The organism is Sphaerothrix gracilis Ecp01 (genome assembly GCF_030405905.1).
Classification (GTDB): domain Bacteria; phylum Cyanobacteriota; class Cyanobacteriia; order Phormidesmidales; family Phormidesmidaceae; genus Sphaerothrix; species Sphaerothrix gracilis.
The window spans coordinates 1-18,185 of record NZ_JASATW010000019.1 but is presented as its reverse complement, the minus strand read 5'-3'; the positions used below and the strand labels follow the sequence as shown (position 1 = coordinate 18,185).

Sequence of the window (18,185 nt, the reverse complement as noted above, 5' to 3'; positions counted from 1 at the left end):
CCTACGTCAGTTTTGGCTTCTCATACAGCCTCTAAATGAGGCTCCCATATCTTTTGCTTGTTGAACTGTCTCTTGCGCAAACTGCCAAAGTTGCTCATCTTGAGATGGAATGATGTATGCCAAAAAAGTCTCTAACATACCCTGCATTTTATTGTCTGGCATCATCCAAATGCCAAACTTAATATCATTCTCGGCTGTATGAACGAGTCCAGATTTGGGAAGAAGTTCAGGTAAGTTAGGAATACTTTTTGAACATGAGTTTCTAATACTCTGCCAGCGCTCTAAAGGATTGTCATCTGCATCAATAATAATGCCGAGGGCAGTAAGGCTGCGAGCTTGTAAATAAGTTGAAATTACGTCTGGATCTGCCAGGTTTTCGTAGCCACCGTGTTCTTGAATGTAAACAACTGGCTGATTATTGATCTCCCAGGTTATCTTATTGGCTTCAATCAGTTCAGGAATAACACGAACGTCTTGTCTGCCTTCAACAAGCAGTATCTTTGAATAGACGACCATTCCCTAGCGCACCTCAATTCCTCGTTCAGCTGCAATCACAATCTGTCGCTCAGTGAAGACCACGCTGTGTGGCTTATCTTTTTCAATTCTCTGAATCGTGATGCCCTCCTCGCTGGGATTTTCGGCATTTGCGATCGCAGCTAAACTTGTCCAACAGTCATTACTATGAGTTGTGGCAAAAACCTGAACATTGAGACGTTTAGCAGCTGTCCAGACTAATTTCCACATGTCAGACATAACGCTAAAGTGAAGCCCTGTATCAACTTCGTCAACTAATAAGAAGCCGTTTCTAGCATTCACAATAGACAAAGTTAAAGCTAAAAGTCGCCATATTCCATCTCCCATACTGCCAATTGGAATAGGCTGTTCACTATTTGATAAACGCACTCTAAATCCATCACGTAAACCGGGATTTCTGGTTCTCAGTTCGCCAGGAGCAATTCTTTCTATCTTTGGCTCAATAGTTTGGAGTGCTTCAATTACAAAATCTTCTTCATCAGTTAAAACAACTTTATTAAATAAATTAATCATTTCTTCTGTCGTAAGAGAAGAAGATGTTACAAATTGCGTCTTGGCTTTGGAAATATCAAAATCTCTACGAATTCGCCTCAAATAACCTATGGGCAATCCTTCTTCGAGTGATAAAGGTAGCTTGATGCTTTCGGAGTTTTGGTCTAACCGCCATTCAACAGCTAGAGCTAGCTCGCGTAAGTTTTCAAACAAGCTTAACTGACCTGTATGTTCTATTGATACAGTAATGCCTTCTTGTTTCTCTTTGTCAATATTGGTATTGCTTATTATCGAAAAATTACTACCTATATCAATTTCATGCCCATAGAAAAGATGGCGTACATCTAGTTCGCGACTGCCACTGCGCTCATCATTCAATATATACTCCCCTCGGCTAAGCATTACTTCCCGTAGGGAATCGAAGGCCGCTTGTGAGTTGAGAAGTTGAACTGCCTCTAAAATCGAAGTCTTACCGCTGTTGTTTGTCCCTACAAATAGATTTAATCGACCGAGTTGTTGCAGCTCAAAAGCTTTGAAGCAGCGAAAATTCTCAATTTTTAGAGACCTCAGCATAATAGTTTTAGAAAATTGCGTGAACGGTGAGCCTTCGTATCAGAATAGGCTATTTCAGGCTAAACGGTGTTCTAGCATGAGTATGGTAAAACGTTAGCGATCGCCCACCTTCCCACATGCTGCTAGCTTCACCAAATATCACAAATTTGGACCTGACTTCTCCAGTCAAATCCGATGGCGTTTTGAGCTATGGCTGTTTAACCCGCAGCTTGTCCCAAAAATTTGGTCAGCGGTACCTTTGGTCAGCGGTACCGAAAGTTGGTGGCACAACAATTAATACCTTACTCCCAGGACTGTCAGCCTAGTCCGGAAGCTAGAGTTATTTTAGCCGTCCCAACTTGTCATACGTTCGGGGCGGCTGCTTTTTTGTGATTCTGTTCCACATCCCTTGGAGGAATCCCTCATGTTTTCGCCTCATATTGCAGCGCCCACCTCACAATACCTGGCGTAAACCTGTACGCAAGGCGATCGCTAGCTGACTGACGGCATGGCGATCGCTGCTTGGGAATCCTGCAAAGCATCCAAGAACGCATAGACTGCTGGGGTGTGCAATGCCTTCTTCAGTAGCGACGCGCCAATCGGACGAAACAGCTGAAACGGCAAGCGGCAAACCTGTACCCCTTCTGGGATGGGCTCGGCTGCCATGCGCGGCATGATGGCAATGCCCAGGCCCTGCTTCACCATGCTGGTCATGGAAGAGTCGTGACGGATACGGTAGGTAACTTTGTGAGGCGGATCGAGCTGGGAGAGCTGTAGGCGAATGCGATCAAAGCAGCTACTGTGCTGAGAAGCAATCAGCGGATACTTACTTAAATCGTCTAAGCAAAGCTGAGCATCGCGTAGTCCCACTGAAGGTGGCAGTAAAGCCACATATTCATCTTCCACAATGGGAATGACCTCGTAGTCTTCACCATAGAGAATTTCAGCTACGCAGAGATCCACCTGTCCCTGTAGCAGCGCCTGTTCTAGCTGACGCAGCTCATCAAACTCAGAAATCGAGACTGAAATATTGGGATAGCGGCTGTGAAGCTGGGCGATCGCCTTGGGCAGTACGTTTGTCGCCACGCTGCGAAAGGCGGCAATTCGCACGGTGCCCCCCTGTAGTCCCTTGGCTTGATCGGCTTCGCCAGCCATTTCCTCTAGCAAAGCAAGCACCTGCTGCGCCTTTGCCGTGATTCGCTCTCCTACCGGCGTCAGACGGGCACCATGTCGGCCTCGCTGCAGCAAAATCACTCCTAGCTCATCTTCTAAAGTTGCGATCGCATGGCTGATGGTTGACTGGGTAACTTCCATCTCTAATGCTGCCCCGCTGAAGTTACCGCAGGTGGCAACGGCAACCAAGGCTCTGAGCTGAGATAGCTTTAGCTTAAGCGTCATGGTTTCAGAGAGATAGCCAGAGGCTACCGGAGATCAGGACAATAAAGGGCTTTGCCTGTGTCCATTAGACTATCGCATCTATTTATAGAAGACGTATCGATTTTATTCATACGAGCTATGCATCTTATGCTTTGGCACTTTTGGCCTAGTTTCTTACAGTGAGTTAAGTAGGTCATTAGCAACTGTTCCCACTGCCAAAAAAACAGTTTTTAAGACCTCAGCTCAACAGTTAAACATAAGCGCAGCAATAGGAGAATTTCATGACAGGTTATACCCGCTATACTCACGAAAATCAGCTCGATCTCAACCGGCAGCAGCTTGAAGAAACCCTACAGCAATCGCAAACTCAGTCCGCTAAAAATGCGATCGCTCAGCTCTTGTCAAAGGCTGGCTCTACGCTGCTGAGCCTCTTTATCAACAGCGATCAGCCTCGTATCCAGGCAACGACTGTCAACGGTGAACAGGTTTGGAAGGTCTACGATCCGATTAGCGGCAGCCGAGCTGCCTTCACCTCCGAGCAAGACCTGAGAGCCTGGTTAGAGCAGCGCTACTATCAGTAAATCACTGAAAATCTGTTGAGTTTGACGGATTTATTGATGATTGCCACAGCCTCCAGTGCAAGCCGACTTGCTAATCGTAATCAGCCTCAATCTATCAGCAGCGGCGTAGAATTTCTACGCCGCTGTTTTGTTTTATCAGCTATTTGTTATTTTTTCTTAGCTCGAATTTGACCAATACATTATTTATTTGTTGAGATCCAGGTGAGGCAAAATTACGCCTATCGTGGCTGCGTGCTGCAACGCGAATATTGACGGCAGGGTCTTCTGCTACCTGAGGCGATCGCCCTATCCTGCCTGACACAGCGTATCCTCTTGTCGATAGAGACTAGAAAAATTGGCAAGAGCACAGCGATCGCCCTGATTGTGGTGATCTATAAACGCGACAATACAAAAACCTGTATCCAGCTATAATTTGCCGCGCATGAAAGCGATTGTGATTAATCAATATGGTTCAGCAGACGCTCTAGAATACGTCGATTTGCCTGAACCGACGTTCAACGCCAATGAGTTAAAGGTCAAAGTGCAGGCGGCCAGCATCAACCCGGTTGACTGGAAAATTCGCCAGGGAAAGCTCAATCTGCTCTCAGGCCGCCGCTTTCCCAAACGCTTGGGCAGCGATTTGGCCGGGGAAGTGGTGGCCTGTGGCGATCGCGTCACACTCTTTCAGCCGGGAGACGAAGTTTACGCCTTTCTCAATCCGCTGGCGGGAGGAGCCTATGCCGAATATGCCATCGTCCCAGAGTCTCTCGCCTGCTTTAAGCCCAAGAATTTGACTGCTGCCCAAGCGGCGGCGGTGCCGCTGGCGGCGACGACGGCGCTGCAGGCCCTGCGGGATTTGGGTAATCTGCGCAGCGATCAGGCAGTTTTAGTCAATGGGGCTTCTGGCGGAGTGGGAAGCTTTGCGGTACAGATTGCCAAAGCCTTTGGCGCTACGGTGACTGGGGTATGCAGTGGCCGCAATTTTGAGCTGATGACGGCCCTCAACTGCGATCGCATGATTGACTACACCCATGAGAACTTCACCCAGCATCAGGAGAAATACGATCTCATCTTTGATGCTGTGGCGCAGCAGACTTTTAGTCAGTGTCGCCAAGTCCTCAAGCCCAATGGCGTTTACATCTCCACCTTACCCAGCCCCCAAACGCTGATCCAGGCCGCTATTACCACTGTTCTACCCGGTAAGCGCTGTAAGCTGGTGCTGGCTCAGCCTAAAGGTATCGATCTGGCCTACTTGCAAAGCCTGATTGAAACTGAACAAATTAGACCCGTATGCGATCGCGCCTTTCCCCTGGCGGAAACGGCAGCCGCTCACCGCTATAGCGAAACCGAACGCGCCGTCGGCAAGATTTTGCTGACGGTATCCTAGCAGGGGCGATCGCCCAGCGCCCCGCCGTTTTTTGTCAGATAGGATATAGACACAGTCTCTTAAATCGACATCACAGATGGTGGGCTTAGCCTATGGCCTCTCTCACACTCCCCCTCAAAGTCGATCTCAAACAGGTGCATCTCAGCGATGAGCAGTTTTACCAGCTTTGCCTTAATAATCCCGAACTGGTCATTGAACGGGATACCCAAGGAGATTTGATCTTAATGTCACCTGTGGGCGGTGAAAGCGGCAATCAGGAATTTGAACTAGGCGTTGATTTGGGTCTGTGGAATCGCCGCACCCAGTTGGGCAAGGTCTTCAGTTCCTCTACTCTATTTAAGCTACCGGGGGGCAGCGATCGCTCTCCCGATCTGGCCTGGGTGGAGCTGCCCCGCTGGCAGCAGCTCACCCCAGAGCAGCGACAGAAGTTTCCGCCTATTGCTCCTGATTTCGTCATTGAGCTGCGATCGCGCACCGATGGCTTGGCAGCGCTGCAGGAGAAAATGCAGGAGTACCTAGACAGCGGTGTCCGTTTGGGCTGGCTGATCAATCCCCAGGATCAGCAGGTGGAAATCTACCGCCCCGGGCAGGTCAGAGAAGTTCGCAGACTACCGGCTGATCTATCGGGCGAAGACGTGCTGCCGGGATTTGTTTTAACCGTAGAGCGTTTTGAATCATCATAAATGTGTTTCTGACCAAGACGGCGATCGCCATAGCCCAGACTTGATCAGGATGCATACGGATTTGTCGCTCTCTGATCCCTTAGCGCAACGGCCACCAGGAAACTTTATCGCGGGTAGCGCCGTAGACTTCTTTGAGTCCTTCTGGATCGGCGATAACGACCCAATCGCCAGCCGTCTCAGCCTCGTCAGGCGGCTGCAACAGGCCCACCTTCAGCATTCCTTTCAGCACCTGTTCAACCGTGCGGTGATTGAGCTGGCAGGCACGAGCAATCAGATCCACTGGCAAATCGAACCTGTATAGGCCATCCGGCTGGGGCTGATTGCTTAAGGATCGCTCCTGGTAGATTAGCGATCGCAGCAGCGCCGCTACGGCCTGGGGCGGATAGGTACTGCAGTTGAGCAGGTGATACTGAAACTTTTCGCGCAGCTCAAACAGCAGCCTATAGCGCTGTCGTAAGGGTTCGCTATTCTCATAAAGCGCCTGCACCGCCGCTACCGGCACCTTGATGACGTCTGTGGTTTTGTAGGCTTCCACTAGGCTAGGGAAAGCTCGCATCACAGGGCCACAGCCCACCGTCAGGTTGCGCATACCAAAGCAGCTACCGGGATAGGTCAGGGCAATGACGCGATCGAGCGGGGCGCTGCGGGTAATGACGGGGCCACCAGCTACGACGACGTACAAAAAATTCAGAGAAGCCCCAGGCCGGAAAGCTGTGAAGACGGGCCGATTGGAATAGAGCTTTTCAGCCATCAGTGATTCTGGCAACAAATGCTGAAGCAGCCAGGGGCGATCGCATTCCTTAAACAGAAACGTTTGCTGCAAAGCCGCGACCAGGTCGGATTTTTCAGAACCTTCGGCCTGATTTGCCATGCAAGTTCTCCCAAATCCAAGCTTTTCCATTTTTGCACGGGGCAATTTAACACTTCACACAATCCTGATTAATACTGAAGTGATTTTCAAATGCATTATGATTCAATCTAAACATGATCGCAATTAGAATTAGACAACGCCGACTTATACCGACTCTTGGTTTTACAGCTACAGATCAGACCCTTCCCAACCTCTCCTTGCCAAGGGGAGGTGCCGCAGGCGGTGGGATGCCGATAGGTAGTGCTAGTTCATAAAACTGGTATTACCCAATTCTGATAACGGTTTTGCCGTAAGGATTTTTGTATGACAACTGGATATCTGCGCTGGCGTCGATTCACCCCCAAATCGCCTAAAACTTGGTTACTGTTGGCTTTGGCGGCCTTTGGTCTCAGCCTGGTTGCTTCGATTATCTGGGTGCTGCCAGAGTCTTTGATGGTCTTGGGCTGGCAGGGGGGACTGGCGATCGCCGTGGTGTTGGTCACTTTCTGGCTCAATGCCACCACGTCGCTGCCTGCCGACATTGTCTTCTTGGGCGGGGCGGCAGTGCTGTTTCTCAGCGGTATTTTGGATGAGGAAGCGGCCCTAGCAGGCTTTAGTAACAGCGGCATGATCACCGTGGCGGTGCTCTACATTGTGGTGACGGGCCTGCAGCAGACCGGCTCATTGGCCTGGATTTCGCAGCGGGTTTTAGGGCTGCCCAAAAGTGAGCGAGCGGCACTGTGGCGCTTGATGGCCCCGGTGATGGGTCTAAGTGCTTTTCTCAATAACACCCCCGTCGTGGCCATGTTTATTCCGGTCGTGAGCGACTGGTGCCGCAAGCTGCGAATTAGCCCCTCCAAGCTGATGATTCCGCTAAGCTACGCCGCCATCTTTGGCGGCATTTGTACGCTGATCGGCACTAGCACTAACCTGGTGGTCAACGGTCTGCTGATTGAATCTACTGACTTACCCGGCATGGGGCTGCTGGATATCGCCTGGGTAGGCGTTCCCTGCGCGATCGCTGGCACCGTTTTTCTGCTGCTGGCCCAGCGCTGGCTGCTGCCCAATCGCCAGTCGAGCTTTAGCTCGATTGAAGAAAGTCGGCAGTACACGGTAGAAATGGTGGTGGCCCAAAGCAGTCCGCTGGCTGGCAAGACGGTGGAGCAGGCCGGACTGCGGCATCTGCCCGGTCTGTACCTGGCTGAAATTATGCGGGGTGAGCAGTTGCTACCGGCTGTGAGTCCGAGGGAAACCCTGAGGGAGCAGGATCAGCTCATCTTTGTCGGCGTGATTGATTCGATTGTAGATTTGCAGCGGCTGCGGGGATTACAGCCCGCCACCGATCAGGTGTTTAAGCTGGAGGTACCGCGCACCGAGCGCTGTCTGATTGAAGCGGTGGTTTCCAACACCTGTCCGCTGGTTGGTCGCACGATTCGCGAAGGTCAGTTTCGCACCCGGTACAACGCGGTGGTGTTGGCCGTGGCCCGCAATGGGGAGCGGCTGGTGGGCAAAATAGGCGACATTCGCCTGCAAGCCGGAGACGTGCTGCTGCTAGAGGCCCCACCGCAGTTTTTAGAGCAGCGGCGGGTGTCGCGGGATTTTTACTTGATTAATGGCGTGCCCGATTCGGAACCGCTGCGCCACGAGAAAGCGGCGCTGGCAGTGGGAATTTTGACGGCAATGGTGCTATTGGCAGCTTTGGGCTGGCTCAGTATGCTGAAGGCGGCAATTTTGGCGGCGATCGCCATGTTGGTGACGGGCTGCTGTTCCCCTAGCCAGTCGCTGCGTAATATTGAGTGGTCGGTGCTGCTGGTGATTGGAGCGGCGCTGGCAATGGGCAAAGCCCTAGAGGTGACAGGGGCCGCCGGGGCGATCGCCGCTAGTTTTGTCGGCCTCGCCGGGGATAATGCCTGGGTGTCGCTGGTCATGGTCTATGGCATCACCACGCTGCTGACAGAGGTGATTACCAATAACGCGGCGGCGGCGCTGGTCTTTCCCATTGCCCTCTCCCTGGCCCAAACGCTAGGCGTTAACTTTATGCCCTTTGTCATTGCCATCATGGTGGCGGCCTCAGCTAGCTTTTCTACCCCCATCGGCTATCAGACTAACCTGATGGTTTACGGGCCGGGAGGCTATAAGTTCACTGACTTTATGCGGGTAGGGATTCCTCTAAACTTACTGTTTTGGCTGATTACAGTGATCGTGACGCCCCTGGTTTATCCTTTTTAAGCTGACGCAGCAGTGCCACATTGGGGGCAATATCGCTGGTGAAACGGCTCACGGCGATCGCCGCTGGCTGATTCAGGGTAAACCAGTAGTTCTGCTGGGTGACAGTTGGCGGAACGCTGGCGGTGTCAAACTCCACCAGCGCCATATTGTTGAGTCCGACGACCTCGCGCCCTGACTGAAACCAGCGATTTTGCCAAAAGCAAAGCGGCTGTAGCCAGGCACGCAGCTTAGCCGGAGAGCGGCGCGGATAAAAATCGCCCGCTGCCACTAGATTTTGATAGCGCTGACGCGGAATCCATTCCAAAACGCAGCGCCAATCTGGCTGGGGATGAGATTCGGCAGTGGGCAGCTCAATCATATCTGGTGGTTCCGACCAGCCCACCCAGCGGCGGACAGGTTCGGGCAGCAGCCAGCCTTTAAGGCGGGTGTGCAGCAGGCGGGTCAAGGTTTCCTCATTTTTGAAGGCGCTGGCGGTGAGCTGCACCAGCACTGACTGGATCTGTTTGTCCTGATAGGAAAGACGCACTACGGAGCTATAGTGAATGTCCCCAGACAGGACCAGAATCCGCTGCCGCTGCTGAAACAGACGGGTGAGGAGCTGAGCTAAGGCTTCATCATGCACGTTCCAGGCATCCCCAACATCGGTGGAAAAAACCTTGCGGCGCTGTAGCTGCCAGTCATGAATGCGATCGATAATTTTGAGGCCAAAGACGTTAGTGGGGGCAACTACCAGAGTGACATGATCGGCATCGTCGGGCTGGCGGCTGGCCTGCAGGGGCTGGGTGAGCTGCTGCTCAAAAGCGCTAGGGCAGAGCAGCATCGGCGGGGCGATCGCGGATTTGTCGGTGGGATAGCCGCGCCAGGTACGGGTATCGAGCACGATCACTTCATGGGCCGGGCCGCCGATTGTGTAGTGCCAGGTGATCGCCTCTGGATGACGCGCTAGAATCTGCACGCCGTTGGTTTCTACAAACCGGGGTAGGCCCGTGTGCAAATCCAGCGGGGGCATCCCCAAATACTGGGCGATCGCCTGATCCGCATTCTGATCGCTGCCGGCTGAGGCCGACCAGCGCTGAGCGGCCTGCAGCAGCTTGTCGCCCGCCGTGTTAGCCGCGAATCGCTCTGGCGTATTGCCCCAGGCTTGAAAAATGGCGTAGCCCAACAGGGCATTTTGCACTGCCCGCCGCCCCAGGGGTTTTCCCAATACCCGCAGGCACCACGCCTGGTTAAGGTTCCAGTCGTCACTGACATCGTGATCGTCAAAGATGGTGTAGCTAGGCACGTTGGCTAAAGCCCGCCGTACTCGCCATAGATTGTGAATAAACTGGCGCAGGTCTTTGGCTTCGCGGTTCCAACTGCGAATATCGGCGCGATCGCGGCAAATTTCTTTACCGTCAGGAATCTGCGGCGGCCAGCAGGCAGGCGACCAGGCCAGGATGTAAGCGGCATAAAATTCGCCCAGGCCCAGCAGGTGGCTAGTGACTTTGTGGCGCTTGTTGCGCAGACCTGCCGTGAAGCCCGCCTGCCGGGTAGCCGTTTCGGCCCGCCGCCCAACGGATAGCTGCGCTGGCGTGTAGTATTCCACCGGGTCAAGCTGGTTGTGGCCTACGGGCAGCTTTTCTTCCCAGCCCAGCAGGGCATCGCCTAGACGAGAGGCCACCCACAGCAGCGGATTGGCTACGTCGTCAGCATAAATTTGGTCGCCCGTGAGAAAAAGCTGATGGGGCCTTGCCTGGGACTGGTCTGCCTTTTGCTGAATCAGAACATCCAAAATGGCGAGGGCGTCCATGCCGTCACCGTGGGGTTTGCGGCAAGATCCCTGAGCTAGGCGCAGATCCTGTAGGCGGCTCGGCGGCAGGGCAAAGGTAGGGCAGTGATGGGGAAAGTAGCTGAGGGCATCTGCTGGTACTGGCCCCAGGGCTTGCAGGAGCGTCTGTGCAGTTTCATGCTCCACCTCGGTAAAACTGAGATCGTAGGCATAGAGGCGATCGCGCGCTAAGGTTTGACCCACAGGCGATCGCGCCGTAATTAGCGCTACATGCAGATTTTGGCCGATTGCCAGAGTTGACTGCTCTCCCTGCAGTCGGCAGTCGGTCAGCCTGCTCCCGTTCTCAGCGGTTTCATAGACCCGCAGACTAACTCGACAAGGCCGCTTCAGCGCGACCCAAACCGAAACCTGAGCAGGGGTTGTGTGGCGTAGGAGCGGGCCAGCCAGCAGCAGCGGCAGCGCGTCGATCATCTTGTCTCAGAAAAAAGTGAGCTGTCTCTGACGATTTTAGTTGAGGCAAACCGAAACAGGCTCCATCGCAGTGATGATGCTGTCTTCAGCGCCACAGTTTAAGCTTTGTAAAAAGTTTTCATAGTTTTGATTAGCACAGAAAGGGCATGGATCGAGTCGATTTCAGCGTGTTTGGGCGATTCTGGGCGATCGCTAAGGACTACTGGTTCAGCGATGAAAAGTGGTCAGCTAGAGGACTGCTGCTGGCGGTGGTGGTCTGCCTGCTGGCCTACACGGGCCTGAGCGTGGTTTTGAACAACAAGCGGGGGGTGCTGATTTCGGCTCTCTCGGCTCAAAATGAGTCCCGCTTCTGGCAGACGGTGATGGTATTTATCGTCGTGCTGGTGCTGTATGCGCCGCTGCTGGCAGGCTATGTGTATCTGCGCGATCGCTTGGGGCTGCAGTGGCGCCGCTGGCTGACCCATCGCTTTGTAGATCAATATTTTGGCGATCGCGCCTTTTACCAGCTCAATCAGAGCCGCGCTGATATTGACAACCCCGACCAGCGGATTGCCGAAGACGTGCGCAGCTTTACCCAAGAGTCCCTGACCTTCGTGCTGGTGGTCATGGACTCGCTGATTGAGGTGATTGCCTTTAGCGGCGTACTGTGGGGCATTTCCCGCTCGCTGGTAATTTTTCTGGTGCTCTATGCGGTGGTGGGTACTGCCATTGCCGCCTTTGTCTTTGGTAAACCCCTGGTACGCCTGAACTTTGAGCAGCTCAAGCGTGAGGCCAACTTTCGCTTTAGCCTGGTGCGGATTCGAGAGAATGCCGAAGCGATCGCTTTTTATCGCGGCGAAGATCAGGAATCCCAGCAGGTGAAAAATCGCTTTCTAGCTGCCTTCGACAACTTCAAAAACCTGCTGTTTTGGGAACTCAATCTCAATGCTCTCACCAACGCCTATGAGTTTATTCCCTACGTGCTGCCGGCTATCGTCGTGGCTCCCAGCGTCTTTGCCGGGGATTTGGAAGTGGGCAAGGTGACGGAGGCCCAGGGCGCTTTTGTGCGGGTATTTTTCTCCCTCAACGTGATTGTGGCTCGTTTCCAGGAGCTGACGGCCTTTGGCGCAGGCATTGACCGTCTCTATACCTTTGCCGATTTCCTGCAGGGAACGACGGCGGAGCCTTCCGAGGAGACTCCCATCATCGATACCAAGCTGTCGGAAGACCTAGCCCTGATTGACCTAACGCTGCAAACCCCCAACTATCAGCGCACTCTGGTAGAGAAGCTGTCGCTGCAGGTGCCCCTGGAGGAAGGTTTGCTAATTGTGGGGCCGAGCGGCTGTGGTAAAAGCTCGCTGCTGCGGGCGATCGCGGGGCTGTGGAATTCAGGTTCAGGGGCGATCGCTCGCCCAGAGCTAGACCACATGCTGTTTTTGCCCCAAAAGCCTTACATGATTTTGGGCACGCTGCGACAGCAGATGTGCTATCCCAATGTGGAGGCTGAGGTAGACGATGAGAGGCTGCAGCAGATTCTGCAGCAGGTCAATCTGCCCGATCTGGCCGAGCGCTTCGGCGGCTTGGAGGCTGAGCAGGATTGGGGCGACGTGCTATCCCTGGGCGAGCAGCAGCGGCTCACCTTTGCTCGCCTGCTGGTGAATCAGCCGGATTACGCCATTTTGGACGAGGCTACCAGCGCCCTAGATGTAGACAACGAAGCCAGCCTTTATCACCACCTGCAGAAACTCAAAACCACCTTTGTCAGTGTCGGTCACCGCCGCACCCTCGCCGCCTATCACCAGCATGTTCTCCAGCTTGATCAAGAACACCAGTGGCAACTGCGCTCGCCTGCCGACCTGCTCGACACTCTCACCGAACCCACAGCGGATTTGAATCCTGGATAGCACAGCGTGCAGGCCATACGCCCTGAGCTAACTTTGCTTTCTCCTTAAAGCTTTTATGAAGTCAACTGGGAGCTATCGGATTTCCGCAAGTTGATTATCAGAAAGCTCCTGAAAAGCCTGAAAAGCTTATGTGACGGGGGCTATCGACCTCAAAATTGAGATTCTATCTATCACACGCTGCACCTCTAAAGGTGAGACATTAGGCTGTGTCTCGCTAGCAGGCAAACGTTCTCAGGACTTTCTAGCTCTTATTTAGACACCCTCTGCAATAGTGCGATCGTAAAAACACTTACGTGTAGAAGCTGAAATTGAGGATTTGATGAAGTCAAATAGTTTACGCTATCCAATTGCTGCAAACTGATTTTAATGGACTAGCTCCCTTGGATCTTGCGTAACGACATTGACTCATAATTCATCAAATTGCTATGAAACTGCGTAATATTACTGTGGCAACCTGTCTTGGCTGGGTAGCCTGTATGGGCGCTGCCAACGCTGTCTTTTTAACCACCTCCGGTACCTGGTCTGACACGACTGGGACTGCTGTGATTTCGGGAGAAGGAACCAGTCAAATTTCCTGGGGAATTCCATCCAACCCAGAGAATGCGCAGAGTTCCTATATCTTTGAGGGGGTCACTGAATCAGTAGAAATTAACGACTTGATCAGTCAAAACTTCCTCTTGGGGGAATTTACTCACAATAACCGGACAATTTCGGGGGCGGGCGGCTCCTTGTCAACGGCCGTGTTAAACGTTGACCTAACTTTAGATGCCTTCAGCCAGTTATTTTCCTTCGACTTCAGCCACAATGAAACCACCAATCAGCCAGTTGGGGGTATTTGCCCAGATGGGGGGATACCCCCGTGCCCAGATGTCGTCAGCTTCCCTAATGCTGTCTCTGATCAGTTTATTACCTTAGAGGGAGTTGACTACAACCTGACCCTAATTGGCTTTTCTCAGGATGGGGGCAGTACCCTGGTCGAGAATTTCCTGACTCTAGAAGCTGCTAGCAATGAAGCGGGCTTGTATGCTCGCCTGACAGAAGTGACCGATTCAGGGGAGCCTGTTCCAGAGCCGACAGGATTTTTGGGGCTTATGGCTGTGAGTGGGGCTGCGATCGCCCTGAAGCGGCGCCAGCAGCTAACATAACCCGATTCAAACCGATTGCAACTTTCTAGAATCTGGAAGCGAGAGTAATAGCAGCTCTCGCTTTTTTAATTTTTGCCGTCAACTACTGTTGAATTTATTAAGATTTGCTTTCAGCTTAAGTTTATTCAAAAACGGATTAAACCAGAGATTATGAGTTTGACTTCTATTCTCTTATGAATCAGAAAATTCCGGGCAAAGATGGGCGATCGCCAGTGATTGCGTCATATTTTGGCGGGCGGTGGCGCTAGCAGAATTGTTATAGCTTGCCAGTGCCTGCAGGCGGCGCTGGGCAGCTTCTACCCCTCCATACTGCAGGACCCGACAGGCGGCTTGGGCTGAGGCTAGGGCGCTATTTTGCTCTTGGGTGACGTAGGTATTGAGCGATCGCTGAACGGCCTCCGGATACTGCTGGGCTTGCTGCTGAAAAGCACTGAGGAAGGCGTCTTCTGGCGATAGGCCCGTGGCTGAATTGGACTGACCACAAAGCTCTGAAAGATCGACGAACTGGCCATCAGGCCGCTGCCAAAAGCAGATTTCATCTCTGGGCTGGGCCTTGGCGGGACTGATGCTAAGGAGTGCTGAGCTCCACAGCGCTAGCGGTATCCAAAACAGAAATTTCATAGCCGAATAGAAATGAGCTACAACATCATTCTTTGTGAAATTAAGTATCAAAATTGAGGATTAAAATTCTCTTTCAAAAAATATTTTTCTAGACAAAATCTGCCATGCTGCTATTTTCAAAAAAATCTTTTTTCTTGGCTCAAAAACGTCATGAAATGTAAGAAAAAATACAAAATTCAATCGATATACTTTGGCCAATAGGAAATCTAGTTTCAATTTTCTAGTAGCCGCTCTTTAGTAAACAATTTCTGAGGATTCGGACAATGCGCAGGCAGCGGAAAAGCTTGGCTCTGATTTTGACCATAATCGTGAGTTCGGTTGCGTTTGTTCTATCCAGTTCGCTGCTGCATCCACCCGACGCGATCGCCGTTGACCCGCTACTGAGCCCGGCTCCCACTCAGACCGTTGGTGTTTTTGACTATTTCGGCCGGCGCCTAAACCCTCGGCAAGCTGCCCGGTTAGTGCGACGACGAGGACTAGATCCCTCTAATTCCAGTTCCTATGCTCGCATTGGTGCTGTTCGTGTCACCCAGTCACTGATTGATCAGGGAGAAGAAATATTTTTTGAGCGGCCTATCGGCGACGCGTTTGGTCTGCAGCGAGTCTTTGGCTTTGCGCCGGGGCTGCAGCGGATTGCGCCGGAATTAGCGCAGGCTATTGGCGCTTTGCAGGGACAGCCCACCTCTAATCTGCAAATTCGTCTGCAAAAGCCGATTCAGCTCGGCAGTCGTAGTCTACCGGCTGGAGCCGTTGTGCCTACTGGCTTGGAGGTAGAAGCAAGGAGTCCAGAACCGCTGGGCTTAAATCTGCAGGGGGAACTGACCTGCGCCGCCTGCCACGTGACGCTGACAACAACGGGCGATCGCCAAGACGGTGTACCCAATGGCGATCTCAACGTACCGCTGCTGGTGGCTCTCTCAACCAATACGGCGGCTGGCTTCGCCCGTTTAAATCTCAATCCCCTCGATCCGCAGTACCAGGGCAACGGCAAGGTTATTCTTGACAGCAACAATCAGCCGGTTGAGCTACCCGATCCGCAGAAGTTTGAGCGGGCAATGGACGATGCCGTGCTCGATGTCCCCTTTGGCAACTTTGAAAGCTCTCCCGACGGCATCAACAATACTACTCAAATTCCCTCCCTGTTTACGTTCGAAAATCAGCCCTATACGGCGGGCGGCGAGTTTGCGGTAGGCCCCTTTGCCGGACTCAGCGCCATCAACAACGGTGTCCACTCATCTGAAATTAATCTGCTAGCCGCTGCCCAACTCAGCGCCGCTACTTTGGGGATTGACCCAGAGGTTTATCTGGGGGTTAGTCTGCAAAATGCTGCCGATCCGTCTTTGCGTTTGCCTGCAGGCGCTCCGGTCAAGCCTTCGCAGTGGCTACGCCAGGTTGCACCCGATGTCAGACAGGCCGAGCTAGAAGACCAAATTCCGGCTCCTGGTGCAGGCACATACCCGCAGCTCCAGCCCAGCTTGTTTACCTACAACGGCCTGATCTTCAGCCCTGATACTCAAGATTTAGAAGCCTTTGAACAAGAAGACGAAAAGGGGTTGCCCGCCAAAGCAGACCCCTCCCTCAGCAGTAAGGCAAATTTGAAAGACAGTGAAGGGGATGAAGAGAGCGGCGAAGATAACGACGGCCCTGGAGACGAAGGAGATGAGGAGAGCTTTGATATTGCTAGCGGGCCTTTTCTCTTTGCTAATAACGCCATGTCTGCCTGGCAGAATTCTCTAACCCCGCCACCTAACCGCACTCCTGCAAATCAGCAGGCTATTAGTTCAGGTGCAGTACGGCGCGGGGCGCGGGTTTTCGCGCAGGCCAACTGTGCTAGCTGCCACGTGCCGCCTTTCTTCACGGACAACATCATTCACCCAGTTGATCAGATTGGCACTAATCCGGCCCGGGGGCTATCTCGGCTGGCTCTGAACGAACTGCTGGTGCCGCCTAAAATGTATGCGCTCAATACGCCCGTACCGCCCCCCGCCAATGCTGCCGTCCTCGATATTCCGACGGCGGGTATTGCGCCTAGTCCAACGACGTTGCCCTTCGGCGTTTTGCCCAACGGTGGCTACAAAACCACCTCGCTGCGAGGGCTGCATCTCAGTGCGCCCTATCTGCACGACGGCGGGGTTGCGGTTCGCGCTGGCGCGCTGCAGTTTGCCCCAGACGGTAGCTTCAGCCTCGTAGATCCAACCGGCTTGGGCCTGACGGGTACGCTCAGCCAGGGGATTCCGGCTGACAGCACCAGCAGCCTCTATGCGCTGATCGATCGCAATCTTAGAGCCCAGGTGATTCAAGCCAATCGCTTCCTGCCCGCCTTGGTCAGCAGCAACTTAGACGGCAGCGGTCACCCCTTCTATGTCGATGCCCAGTCTGGTTTCAGCCCCGCTGAACAACAGGACTTAGTGAAGTTTCTGCTGGCGCTAGACGACAATCCACAACAGTTCTAAAAACGGCCTAAAGCGATCGCGGCAAAGTTGTTTCTAGCAGATACTGTAGTATGTGGTTCAGCATTTGTCGTGATCAGGATAGTGCGCGTGCAATACCACCAGCCTTTGAAGTGGCTTGGTCTAACCGTGGGTCTGTGGAGTGGGGGAGTTGGCGCAGCCGCTTGGGCAATTGAATCCGCCAGCATTACCCCAGGGTCTGCGTTGCAGTTAGCGCAGGTTCTACCGCCACCTCAAGATTTAGATCCCAGTCCTCAGGAAGAACCGTTTGAGGAACTGACACCGCTGCCCACTTTGCCACCAGTTGAAGATTTGCTGGGTCCACAGCCTGCTGTTCCTGATGAAGAACTGGGCATCACGACCGACGAAACCACGGTCGTGATTGAGCGGTTTGAGGTGGAGGGCAGCACGGTCTTCAGCGAGGTGGAACTGGCAGCGGTGACGGCTCCCTACACCCAACGCCCACTCACCTTTACCGAAATCTTACAGGCGCGATCGGCGGTGACGCAGCTCTACGTGGATAATGGCTACGTTACTTCTGGCGCTATTTTTCCGCCGCAGCAGCTCCAGAACGGGGTAGCTACCATTCAGGTGATTGAGGGGCGCTTAGAGCAGATTTCAGTCAGCGGTACTCGCCGTCTGAGTCCTGACTATATTAGTAGTCGTTTGGGGATCGGGGCTACATCGCCGCTCAACGTCAATCGCCTGCTGGAACGGCTGCAGCTCCTGCAGCTTGATCCGCTGATTGAGAGCATTTCGGCTGATCTGCAGGCGGGTACTCAGCCGGGGACTAATCTACTGGTGGTGTCGGTGATTGAGGCCGACAGTTTTGATGTCACCTATACCCTAGACAATAATCGATCGCCCAGCGTCGGCAGCGTACGTCATCAGCTTCAGGCCGAGGAGAGAAATCTGCTGGGGTTGGGCGACAGTTTGCGGCTGGGCTACAGCACGACTGAGGGCAGTGACGGGATCGATCTAGCCTATACGCTGCCGCTCAATCCCCGTGGTGGCACGGCCCGATTTACCTTTAGTAGTACAGACAGCCGCGTCATCGAAGTTCCCTTTGATATCTTAGAAATTGAGGCAGAATCTAGGTTTTACGAGCTGACGCTCCGGCAGCCAGTGGTGCAAAAGCCGACTCAGGAAGTTGCTTTGGGGCTGACCCTGTCTCATCAGCAGA

At 53.1% G+C, this 18,185-nt stretch carries 14 protein-coding genes; 8 read left to right on the top strand and 6 right to left on the bottom strand.

All coding sequences use genetic code 11. From position 1 onward, the window contains the following. Positions 1 to 6: 6 nt before the first annotated feature. The 3 genes from QJQ48_RS19345 to QJQ48_RS19335 form a co-directional block, all read right to left on the bottom strand. Positions 7 to 516, bottom strand: coding sequence for a DUF3226 domain-containing protein (locus tag QJQ48_RS19345; RefSeq protein WP_346292896.1), 510 nt, complete (start codon positions 514 to 516; stop codon positions 7 to 9). Between the two features lie 3 nt (positions 517 to 519). Further along, positions 520 to 1,599 (bottom strand): AAA family ATPase, encoded by a 1,080-nt coding sequence (locus tag QJQ48_RS19340; protein ID WP_346292895.1) that lies wholly within the window; start codon positions 1,597 to 1,599, stop codon positions 520 to 522. A 471-nt stretch (positions 1,600 to 2,070) separates the two neighbouring features. Next, the gene (locus QJQ48_RS19335; RefSeq protein WP_346292894.1) at positions 2,071 to 2,976 is read right to left on the bottom strand and encodes a LysR family transcriptional regulator; all 906 of its coding nucleotides are present in this window, start codon (positions 2,974 to 2,976) and stop codon (positions 2,071 to 2,073) included. A 260-nt stretch (positions 2,977 to 3,236) separates the two neighbouring features. Here QJQ48_RS19335 and QJQ48_RS19330 point away from each other — a divergent pair, with 260 nt between their 5' ends. The 3 genes from QJQ48_RS19330 to QJQ48_RS19320 all read left to right on the top strand — a co-directional run bounded on the left by QJQ48_RS19330 (position 3,237) and on the right by QJQ48_RS19320 (position 5,585). Beyond that, positions 3,237 to 3,536: a hypothetical protein gene (locus QJQ48_RS19330; protein ID WP_346292893.1), complete on the top strand. Its 300-nt coding sequence runs from the start codon at positions 3,237 to 3,239 to the stop codon at positions 3,534 to 3,536. Positions 3,537 to 3,957: 421 nt separating this feature from the next. Then, positions 3,958 to 4,902, top strand: coding sequence for an NAD(P)-dependent alcohol dehydrogenase (locus QJQ48_RS19325; RefSeq protein WP_346292892.1), 945 nt, complete (start codon positions 3,958 to 3,960; stop codon positions 4,900 to 4,902). Positions 4,903 to 4,994: 92 nt separating this feature from the next. Then, the gene (locus QJQ48_RS19320; protein WP_346292891.1) at positions 4,995 to 5,585 is read left to right on the top strand and encodes a Uma2 family endonuclease; all 591 of its coding nucleotides are present in this window, start codon (positions 4,995 to 4,997) and stop codon (positions 5,583 to 5,585) included. Between the two features lie 79 nt (positions 5,586 to 5,664). Here QJQ48_RS19320 and QJQ48_RS19315 read toward each other — a convergent pair whose 3' ends face one another. After that, positions 5,665 to 6,456, bottom strand: coding sequence for a cyclic nucleotide-binding domain-containing protein (locus QJQ48_RS19315; RefSeq protein WP_346292890.1), 792 nt, complete (start codon positions 6,454 to 6,456; stop codon positions 5,665 to 5,667). A gap of 303 nt (positions 6,457 to 6,759) precedes the next feature. Here QJQ48_RS19315 and QJQ48_RS19310 point away from each other — a divergent pair, with 303 nt between their 5' ends. Continuing rightward, a complete protein-coding gene (locus QJQ48_RS19310) occupies positions 6,760 to 8,664 on the top strand; it encodes an SLC13 family permease (protein WP_346292889.1) in 1,905 nt (634 codons plus the stop codon). Here the strand turns inward: QJQ48_RS19310 and QJQ48_RS19305 are convergent. Then, positions 8,627 to 10,903: an alkaline phosphatase D family protein gene (locus tag QJQ48_RS19305; RefSeq protein ID WP_346292888.1), complete on the bottom strand. Its 2,277-nt coding sequence runs from the start codon at positions 10,901 to 10,903 to the stop codon at positions 8,627 to 8,629. The genes QJQ48_RS19310 and QJQ48_RS19305 overlap by 38 nt on opposite strands. Before the next feature lie 146 nt (positions 10,904 to 11,049). Here QJQ48_RS19305 and QJQ48_RS19300 point away from each other — a divergent pair, with 146 nt between their 5' ends. Next, positions 11,050 to 12,786 carry an ABC transporter ATP-binding protein/permease gene (locus QJQ48_RS19300; protein ID WP_346292887.1) on the top strand — a complete coding sequence of 579 codons (1,737 nt, stop codon included), beginning with the start codon at positions 11,050 to 11,052 and terminating at the stop codon, positions 12,784 to 12,786. 425 nt (positions 12,787 to 13,211) lie between these two features. Continuing rightward, the gene (locus QJQ48_RS19295) at positions 13,212 to 13,931 is read left to right on the top strand and encodes a THxN family PEP-CTERM protein (RefSeq protein ID WP_346292886.1); all 720 of its coding nucleotides are present in this window, start codon (positions 13,212 to 13,214) and stop codon (positions 13,929 to 13,931) included. Between the two features lie 171 nt (positions 13,932 to 14,102). On the opposite strand, the gene QJQ48_RS19290 is transcribed toward QJQ48_RS19295, so the two are convergent. After that, the gene (locus QJQ48_RS19290; protein WP_346292885.1) at positions 14,103 to 14,552 is read right to left on the bottom strand and encodes a hypothetical protein; all 450 of its coding nucleotides are present in this window, start codon (positions 14,550 to 14,552) and stop codon (positions 14,103 to 14,105) included. Between the two features lie 263 nt (positions 14,553 to 14,815). On the opposite strand from QJQ48_RS19290, the gene QJQ48_RS19285 reads away from it, so the two are divergent. Further along, a complete protein-coding gene (locus tag QJQ48_RS19285; protein ID WP_346292884.1) occupies positions 14,816 to 17,005 on the top strand; it encodes a hypothetical protein in 2,190 nt (729 codons plus the stop codon). A gap of 105 nt (positions 17,006 to 17,110) precedes the next feature. Then, positions 17,111 to 18,185 (top strand): ShlB/FhaC/HecB family hemolysin secretion/activation protein (locus tag QJQ48_RS19280; RefSeq protein WP_346292883.1); only part of this gene is annotated, 1,075 nt, incomplete at its 3' end.